General features: G+C 65.7%; 9 protein-coding genes. 5 read left to right on the top strand and 4 right to left on the bottom strand.

Features of this window, described 5'->3' with window-relative positions; genetic code table 11:
- The first annotated feature begins 135 nt into the window (after positions 1-135).
- The 5 genes from H4O11_RS10955 to ampE all read left to right on the top strand — a co-directional run bounded on the left by H4O11_RS10955 (position 136) and on the right by ampE (position 3,642).
- Entirely contained in the window at positions 136-879 is a 744-nt protein-coding gene (locus H4O11_RS10955) for a DUF6776 family protein (protein WP_182339450.1), read from the top strand.
- Positions 880-883: 4 nt separating this feature from the next.
- Positions 884-1,354: a bactofilin family protein gene (locus tag H4O11_RS10960; RefSeq protein ID WP_182339451.1), complete on the top strand. Its 471-nt coding sequence runs from the start codon at positions 884-886 to the stop codon at positions 1,352-1,354.
- 31 nt (positions 1,355-1,385) lie between these two features.
- On the top strand, positions 1,386-1,775 hold the full coding sequence (gene erpA / locus H4O11_RS10965) for an iron-sulfur cluster insertion protein ErpA (RefSeq protein ID WP_182339452.1): 390 nt from the start codon (positions 1,386-1,388) through the stop codon (positions 1,773-1,775).
- 68 nt (positions 1,776-1,843) lie between these two features.
- On the top strand, positions 1,844-2,755 hold the full coding sequence (gene nudC / locus H4O11_RS10970; RefSeq protein WP_182339453.1) for an NAD(+) diphosphatase: 912 nt from the start codon (positions 1,844-1,846) through the stop codon (positions 2,753-2,755).
- Positions 2,755-3,642: a regulatory signaling modulator protein AmpE gene (ampE, locus tag H4O11_RS10975; RefSeq protein ID WP_182339454.1), complete on the top strand. Its 888-nt coding sequence runs from the start codon at positions 2,755-2,757 to the stop codon at positions 3,640-3,642. Before nudC ends, ampE begins: the two co-directional genes overlap by 1 nt.
- Before the next feature lie 211 nt (positions 3,643-3,853).
- On the opposite strand, the gene H4O11_RS10980 is transcribed toward ampE, so the two are convergent.
- From H4O11_RS10980 to H4O11_RS10995, 4 genes are all read right to left on the bottom strand, one after another.
- The gene (locus H4O11_RS10980; protein WP_182339455.1) at positions 3,854-4,279 is read right to left on the bottom strand and encodes a DUF2752 domain-containing protein; all 426 of its coding nucleotides are present in this window, start codon (positions 4,277-4,279) and stop codon (positions 3,854-3,856) included.
- 46 nt (positions 4,280-4,325) lie between these two features.
- Entirely contained in the window at positions 4,326-4,604 is a 279-nt protein-coding gene (locus H4O11_RS10985) for a CD225/dispanin family protein (RefSeq protein WP_182339456.1), read from the bottom strand.
- A gap of 29 nt (positions 4,605-4,633) precedes the next feature.
- Complete coding sequence (locus tag H4O11_RS10990) at positions 4,634-4,924, bottom strand: CD225/dispanin family protein (protein ID WP_182339457.1); 291 nt, start codon at positions 4,922-4,924, stop codon at positions 4,634-4,636.
- Positions 4,925-5,132: 208 nt separating this feature from the next.
- Positions 5,133-7,019 (bottom strand): MFS transporter, encoded by a 1,887-nt coding sequence (locus tag H4O11_RS10995; protein ID WP_182339458.1) that lies wholly within the window; start codon positions 7,017-7,019, stop codon positions 5,133-5,135.
- Positions 7,020-7,389: the final 370 nt, after the last annotated feature.

Genomic DNA, 7,389 nt, shown 5'->3' on the forward strand with positions numbered 1-7,389 from the left:
TATCGGGGATGCCGCGACTGAATGCCACAGGCGGGGCCAGGGCCAGGGGGCGCTGCGTCCTGAACTACAATGAACGGCACAGATCGATTCGAGGCCGGGCCGTATCGCCCGCTTCGATGCCAATGGAGATTCGCCATGAACAGCCGTCCGCCTTCGCGCGTCCAGATCCGCATGCCGGGCCAGCCCGCGCCAGGCCATGACCGTCGTCGCCTGCTGCTGGCCGGGGGCGCTGCGCTGTTCGTGCTGCTGTTGGCCGTGTTGTTGGGCTTCTGGCTTGGCCGGCCGGGCGGTGATGTCGGCAGCCAGTTGAAAGCCGCCAGCCAGCGCGCGGAGACCCTGCAGCAGCAACTGGTGGAACTGCAGCAGAAGCAGGCCACGCTGGAGGCCTCGGACCGCATCAGCCGGGCAGCCAACAACGAAGTGCAGGTATCCCTGGCCGAGCGCGATGAGGAAATCGCCGGGCTGCGCGCGGATGTCGCATTCTATGAACGCCTGGTCGGCGCCACCAGCCAGCGCAAGGGCCTGAACACGCATTCGGTGGAATTCCGCCAGGAAACGGCGGGAACCTACCAGTACACCGTGGTATTGACCCAGAACCTCAATCGGGGCGCAATCAGCCAGGGTCAGATGCGTTTTACCGTGGAAGGCGTCAAGAATGGGCGCCTGGCCACCGTCAGCTGGGACGAGCTGCACCAGCGCACCAGCGTGCCGGGACAGGAATATTCGTTCCGGTACTTCCAACAGCTCGGCGGCAGTGTGATGCTGCCGGCAGACTTCACCCCGCAACGGGTGAAGGTCACACTGGGAAGTGGTACGGGGAGTGCCACGCAGGTATTCGATTGGAAACTGGCCGGTGCGACGGCCGCGAACGGGGAGTAGGAAAATGTTTGGAAGCAGCAAGTCCAGCCGTGATGGGCAACTGGTGGTCGATGCGTTGATCGGCAGCCAGGTGGTGATCCGCGGCGATGTGGAGTTCAGTGGCGGCCTGTACGTGGAAGGTCGCATCCATGGCAAGGTCATCGCCCAGGACGCGGCCAGTGCCGCCAACCTGACCCTGGCCGAGAACGGCGTGGTCGAAGGCGAGATCCGTGCCCAGGTCGTGGTGATCAGTGGGCGGATGGATGGCGACGTGCATGCCACCGAGCGGGTCGAACTGACTCCGAGCGCGCGGGTGAATGGCAATGTCCATTACCAGGTGGTGGAAATGAGCGCCGGTGCACAGCTGAACGGACGCCTGATCCATGCCAGCACGCCGGTTGCCGCGTTGCCGCCACCGGAAACCGCCGAGGACGAGGCGGCCAGTGGCAAGGGCGACACCGCTGCACGGCGCAAGCTGGCCGAGGCGATGGCTTGAAACCCGTCGTCGGCAGCCCCATGCTGGAGGCATGAGCACGCTGATCTCCCTACCCGGCACCGCAGAAGCGGCGCCGGGCTACCAGTCCCTTGACCGCCCGCTGAATTTCACCGAGTCCGCTGCGGCGAAGGTGCGCGAGCTGATCCAGGATGAAGGCAATGCCGACCTGGCCTTGCGCGTTTACATCGAGGGTGGCGGCTGCTCCGGCTTCCAGTATGGTTTCGAGTTCGACGAGAACCGTGCAGAGGATGACCTGGCCGTGCAGACCAGCGGCATGACCCTGCTGGTGGATCCGCTCAGCCTGCAATACCTGATGGGCGCCGAAGTGGATTACACCGAAAGCCTGACCGGCGCGCAGTTCGTGATCCGCAATCCGAACGCCAAGACCACCTGCGGGTGTGGCAGCAGTTTCAGCATGTAACCCCTGGCCGCGCGAGGCGGTCGCAGCAGCGACTTGCCAGCGGCGGCGCATGCGTTCAGGCTTGCCGGATGTCCATGATCCCAACGCTGCTTTCCGGATTCGCCTTCGTCGGTGAACCGCTCGAGCGCGCCGATACCCTGCGCGCTGATGCCGAGGCATTGGCGCAGCTGTGGCCGGATGCGCGCATCCTCGTGCTGGACCAGGACGGTACCGCTTTTACCGGACCGGACGACCAGCCACTGCCTTTGACGGGCGCCGCGCTTGGCGCAGGCCCGGGTACTGCCGTGTTCCTCGGCCTGCGTGGCCGCCAGGCCTGGTTTTCGGTGGAGGCATCGGTGGTCGATGTGTCTGCGCCCGGCCGCATGGACCTGCGCCAGGCGGCCCTGCTGTGGTCGATGGCCGATGCCACGGCCTTCAGCTATGCGCGCGGCATGTCCTACTGGCATTCGCGCACCCGCTTTTGCGGTGTCTGTGGTGGTGGCGTGCGTTTCGAACGCGGCGGCTTCGTCGGCCGCTGCCAGCAATGCGCCACCGAGCACTATCCGCGCGTGGATCCGGCGGTGATCGTGGCGGTGGAAAACCGCGGGCGCCTGCTGCTGGGACGGCAGGCGAGCTGGGCACCGCGCCGTTACTCGGTGCTGGCCGGTTTCGTCGAGCCGGGCGAATCGCTGGAGCAGACCGTCATCCGCGAAGTGCATGAAGAAAGCAAGGTGACGGTGGCCGCGTGCCAGTACCTGGGTACCCAGCCGTGGCCTTTCCCTGGCGGGCTGATGGTCGGCTTCCGTGCGCAGGCTGCCGATGGCGAGCCGGAGGTGGATGGTGAGCTGGAAGACGCGCGCTGGTTCACCGCTGCGGAAGTGGGCGCCGCACTTGCCCGCGATGTGCAGGACGATGGCGAGGGAATCCGCCTGTCGCCGCCGATCTCGATATCACGCAGCCTGATCGAGCACTGGTACCAGCAGCAGCTCGGGAGCGCCTGATGTTCACCACCCTGGTCGCCGTACTGGTTGCGCTGGCCTTGGGACACGTTGCGCCCGACGCTGCGGCAACGCTGCGTCGCTTCGAGACCTTCCGCCGCTGGCTGGCGTGGCTTGCCGCACATGCGGGCCAGGGCTGGCGTGGGGCGGCCGGCGTGGCGATGGCGGTGTTGCCGCCATTGCTGCTGATGGCTGTGTTGGCCTGGTTGTTGCGTGGGGTGTTGTTTGGCCTGCCGTCGCTGCTGCTCGGGGTGGCCGTGCTGGCCTGGTGCTGGGGGCCGCGTGACCTGGACCGCGACGTCGAGGCGATCATCGACGCCGACGAGCCGGCCGTGCGCCATGTCGCCGTCAACAACCTGCAGGCGGCTGGCGGCAGCCTGAGCGAGGACATTCCCTCGTTGGTGGAAGCGACGGTATACAACGCGCTGCGTCGTTGGTTCGCGGTGCTGTTCTGGTTCCTGCTGTTGGGCCCGGCAGGTGCGCTGGGTTATCGGCTGATGGCGTTGATGGCGATCAGCCCGATGCGCGCGCTGGTACAGCCGGAGACGCTGCGGCCCGCACAGCGCGTGCTGGGATGGCTGGAGTGGCCGGTGGCGCAGCTGATGGCCCTGTCGATGGCGCTGGCGGGCAATTTCGATACCGCATGGAAGGCGTGGCGGCAGGCGCATGGCGAGCGCTGGATGCACGATGTCGGCTTCCTGGGGGCCGTGGCCCGTGCCAGTGTCAGCGCCGAACTGCGTGAAGAAGCGCATGACTACACCGATGCCGGATTGTTGCCGGTCTGGCAGCGGCTGCCCGAACTGCGCGATGCGATGAGCCTGGTGTGGCGGATGCTGCTGCTGTGGCTGGCGGCGCTGGCCCTGCTGGTGATTGCAGGCTGGGTGACGTGAAGAACAGCTTCTGATGCGCCTGATGCGCCGGGCCATGCCCGGCGGAATCATCGGCACCCGCTGTGTCTTCTGTAGCGCCGGGCCATGCCCGGCGGAATCATCAGGCACCCGCTGTGTCTTCTGTAGCGCCGGGCCATGCCCGGCGGAATCATCAGGCACCCGCTGCGCTCGCCGAGCATGGCTCGGCGCTACCGATGACGATCGCGCTGGATCATCCCGGGGCCAACGCGGTGAATGGTGCCCACGGCAGGTTGCGCAGGAGCGCATAGCCGACCAGCAGCACCAGCCAGAACATTGGATTGGCCAGCACGCGCATCAGGGGATCCAGTGCGCGCAAGCGCACGCCTGCGCCATACAGCAGCATCAACAGCAGGAATGGCAGGCTGATGACCAGCAACGGGTTCATCGCCATCGCGCCGGCCAGGTCGAAATGCACCAGTGAGTGCAGGCAGCGCGTGCTGCCACAGCCAGGGCAGTAGAGGCCGGTGAGCGCATACAGCGGGCAGGACGGCAACGGGCTGCCGCTTGCATAGGGGCTGACGTTGCGCAGCACCAAGGTGGCACCGGCAGCCAGGGCGGCGGCCGCGCCCAACGGCAGCCAGCGTCGCAATGGCGAAGTGGCGGTGGAAATCGACATCGTGCAGTAGCGGGATCCCGCCAGTGGGCGGACCCTGCCGGTCGGCTCAGTAGTTGCTGTTGCCAAGCATGCTTGGGCCACCGATGGCAAACACGAAGATCGCATACAGCACGATGATGCTTATGGTCACGATCGCCGACCACATAGCGAACTTCTTCGCCTTGTCCGAGGCCTCGCGCGCACCGGCGATATCGCCCGCGGCGACCTTGCCATTGACCTGGGCGGCGAACACGATCGACACGATGCCAAGCGGCAGGCAGCAGAACAGGGTGGTCAGGATCGACCAGACCAGGTGGTTGGGGATCTGCGGGGTGGTGGCATTCATTGCATGAGCTCCTTGCGGGTGGTGGTGACTCAGTTACCGGAAAGCGCGCCCAGCGCGGCCAGGCCGCCGAACAGCCCGAACCACATCAGCAACAGGATCGGCAGCGCAGCGGCCGATGCCACGGCCCACCAACCTGCCTTGCGCGATGCATCGTGCGCGCCCGCGAGGTCACCGGCAGCGCGGCGGCCATCGACCTGGGCGGCATAGACGATCGAGACCACGCCCAGCGGCAGGCAGCAGAAAAGCGTCGACAGGATCGCCCAGACCAGGTGGTTGGGAACGAAGACCGACGAGGTGCCAAGCGGTGGTGGATGGTTCAACTGCGAAACTCCATTCCTTGGTGGCCGGCGATTTCACGGCATGCCGGAGCGCCCCTTGTGGTTGCGTAATCTACAGCAATGAACGTCATGTGTATGCGTTTGCGGCACGATCATGTAATCGATTCCATCCTGCATCGACGGCCAGCGAAGGGCGAGGGTAGGATCGTGCGTCCTCACCGCCTCCCCTGCTACCGGCACTGCTGTGGCTTCATGCGTTGCTGCCGCGCAGCGCACGAACCTGCGTTTCCAGTGCGGCGGCGGTCGTGGTGGCGCCGTCGATGGCAGGTGCCGCCACCACTTCGATTGTGGCGCGGAACCGGCGCGGTACGCGCATGCGGCCCAGTCGGCTGTCGCGCCGGCTCCACATGCTGCTCCACATGCCGCGCAATGCCATCGGCACCACGGGGACGGGGCGCCGTTGCAGGATCTTCTCCACCCCGCCCTTGAACGCCGAGATGTCGCCGTCGCGAGTCAGTGCGCCCTCCGGGAATATGCACACCAGCTCGCCTTCGGCCAGTGCTGCATCGATCTCCTCGAACGCGCGCTGCATCAATGCCGGGTCTTCCTTGGCACCGGAAATCGGGATGGCTTTGGCGGTGCGGAAGATCCAGCTCATCACCGGGATGTTGAAGATGCGGTAATACATGACGAAGCGCACCGGCCGCGGAATGCTGGCGGCCAGGATCAGGGCATCCATGTAGCTGACGTGGTTGCATACGATCAGCGCGGCGCCCTCATCGGGAACATTGGCCTCGATGCCGTGCGGGCGCAGCCGGTACAGGGTGCGCACCATCAGCCAGCTGAGGAAGCGCATCAGGAATTCGGGCACGATGGTGAAGATGTAGATGGCTACCAGCGCATTGGCGATAGCCAGTGCCAGGAACAGCTGCGGGATGGTCATTCCTGCCGCATGGGCAGCGAGGCCGACACCGGCTGCGGCAACGATGAAGCCGGAGTTCTGGATATTCAGTGCGGCGAACACGCGCGACATCTCCGACTTTGGCGTGCGGCTCTGGATCAGCGCGAACAGCGGCACCACGAAGAATCCGGTGAACAGGCCGATACCGAGCAGGTCGATGATGATGCGCGTGCTGCCGGGTTGCTGCGCGAACTGGAGGACCGACAGGCCCTGCGCGGTGGCTTCGCCGGCGCGGGCGAAGTACAGGTCGAGCATGAAAGCGGTCATGCCGAACGCACCCAGCGGCACCAGGCCGATTTCCACGGTGCGGCCGGAGAGCTTCTCGCACAGCAGCGAGCCGACGCCGGTGCCGACCGAGAACAGGGCCAGAGCGAAGATATACAGCGTGGGCTCGCCGCCCAGGTTGGTGATGGCGTAGGTTGGCAATTGCGAGGTGAGCACGGTACCGACGAACCAGAACCAGGACACGCCGAGGATGGCGTTGCGCACGGCCTTCTGCTTCTTCGCCATGCGCAGCACCGCCAACGATTCCGGCAGCGGATTCCAGTTGATCTTCAGTTCCGGCGCGCCGGCGTCCACCTTCGGAATCATCCGCGCACAGACGTTGCCGCATACCGCCAGCGCAATCACCGCCGTGGCCGCCACCACGGGCCCGTGGCTGCCAGCAAGGGTGAAAATGAGCCCGCCGACGATCATGCCGGTCAGGATGGACATCGACGTGCCCATCTCCACCAATCCGTTGCCGCCGGTCAGTTCCTCGGGCTTGAGCACCGAGGGCAGTACCGAATACTTCACCGGGCCGAACAAGGTGGACTGCAGGCCGGTGCAGAACAGTGCTATCAGCAGCACGGGCATGCTTTGGGTGAGGAAGCCGGCGGCGGCCAGCGTCATGATCACGATCTCCATGCTGGTGGTGATCACGATCAGCCGGGATTTCTCCAGCTTGTCGGCGATCTGTCCGGCCAGTGCCGAGAACAGGAAGTACGGCAGGATGAAGATCGCCGGTGCCAACGTGGTGTACAGCGAGCGCTCTTCGGCCGACACGCCGAGGTAGAACAGCAGGCCGATGATCGCCTGGCGGTACACGTTGTCGTTGAATGCGCCGAGCGACTGCACGATGAAGAACGGCAGGAAGCGGCGCTGGCGGAGCAGGGCGAACTGGCTGTGGCCTGGCATGGAAACTCCTTCGGACCGGCGAAGCCTAGCATCCGCGGGTGACAGGGTGGTCGCCTGCGGCGGGCTCGAAGCAACAGCAACAGCAACAGCAACAGCAACGTCAAAAGCTGCAGGGCTGTGTGTTGGTGGGGCGGGGTGGGTTGGCGGGGGACGGCAACATCCGCATCCTGCGGGCCTCGTTTCGCGCCATCCATGGCGCTCAACGCCCCCGCCAACCCGCCCCGCCCCACCTTCGACAGGTCCATGCGGCGTCAGGTAGCACCGGGCCATGCCCGGCGGAATGGGGTGATGGGTGAAGGGTAGAGCGGGGCCATGCCCCGCTGCTCTTGTTTCCGGCATTGCGCGAACGGCAGCGGGGCATGGCCCCGCT

This window comes from Stenotrophomonas tumulicola (assembly GCF_014117215.1).
In the GTDB taxonomy this organism is placed as follows: Bacteria; Pseudomonadota; Gammaproteobacteria; order Xanthomonadales; family Xanthomonadaceae; genus Stenotrophomonas; species Stenotrophomonas tumulicola.

Excerpts from the sequence above, each read along its gene's own strand:
- ampE (WP_182339454.1), top strand. The coding sequence starts at position 2,755 with ATGTTCACCACCCTGGTCGCCGTACTGGTTGCGCTGGCCTTGGGACAC.
- H4O11_RS10960 (WP_182339451.1), top strand. The coding sequence starts at position 884 with ATGTTTGGAAGCAGCAAGTCCAGCCGTGATGGGCAACTGGTGGTCGAT.
- H4O11_RS10985 (WP_182339456.1), bottom strand. The coding sequence starts at position 4,604 with ATGAATGCCACCACCCCGCAGATCCCCAACCACCTGGTCTGGTCGATC.
- H4O11_RS10980 (WP_182339455.1), bottom strand. The coding sequence starts at position 4,279 with ATGTCGATTTCCACCGCCACTTCGCCATTGCGACGCTGGCTGCCGTTG.
- H4O11_RS10995 (WP_182339458.1), bottom strand. The coding sequence starts at position 7,019 with ATGCCAGGCCACAGCCAGTTCGCCCTGCTCCGCCAGCGCCGCTTCCTG.
- nudC (WP_182339453.1), top strand. The coding sequence starts at position 1,844 with ATGTCCATGATCCCAACGCTGCTTTCCGGATTCGCCTTCGTCGGTGAA.
- H4O11_RS10955 (WP_182339450.1), top strand. The coding sequence starts at position 136 with ATGAACAGCCGTCCGCCTTCGCGCGTCCAGATCCGCATGCCGGGCCAG.
- erpA (WP_182339452.1), top strand. The coding sequence starts at position 1,386 with ATGAGCACGCTGATCTCCCTACCCGGCACCGCAGAAGCGGCGCCGGGC.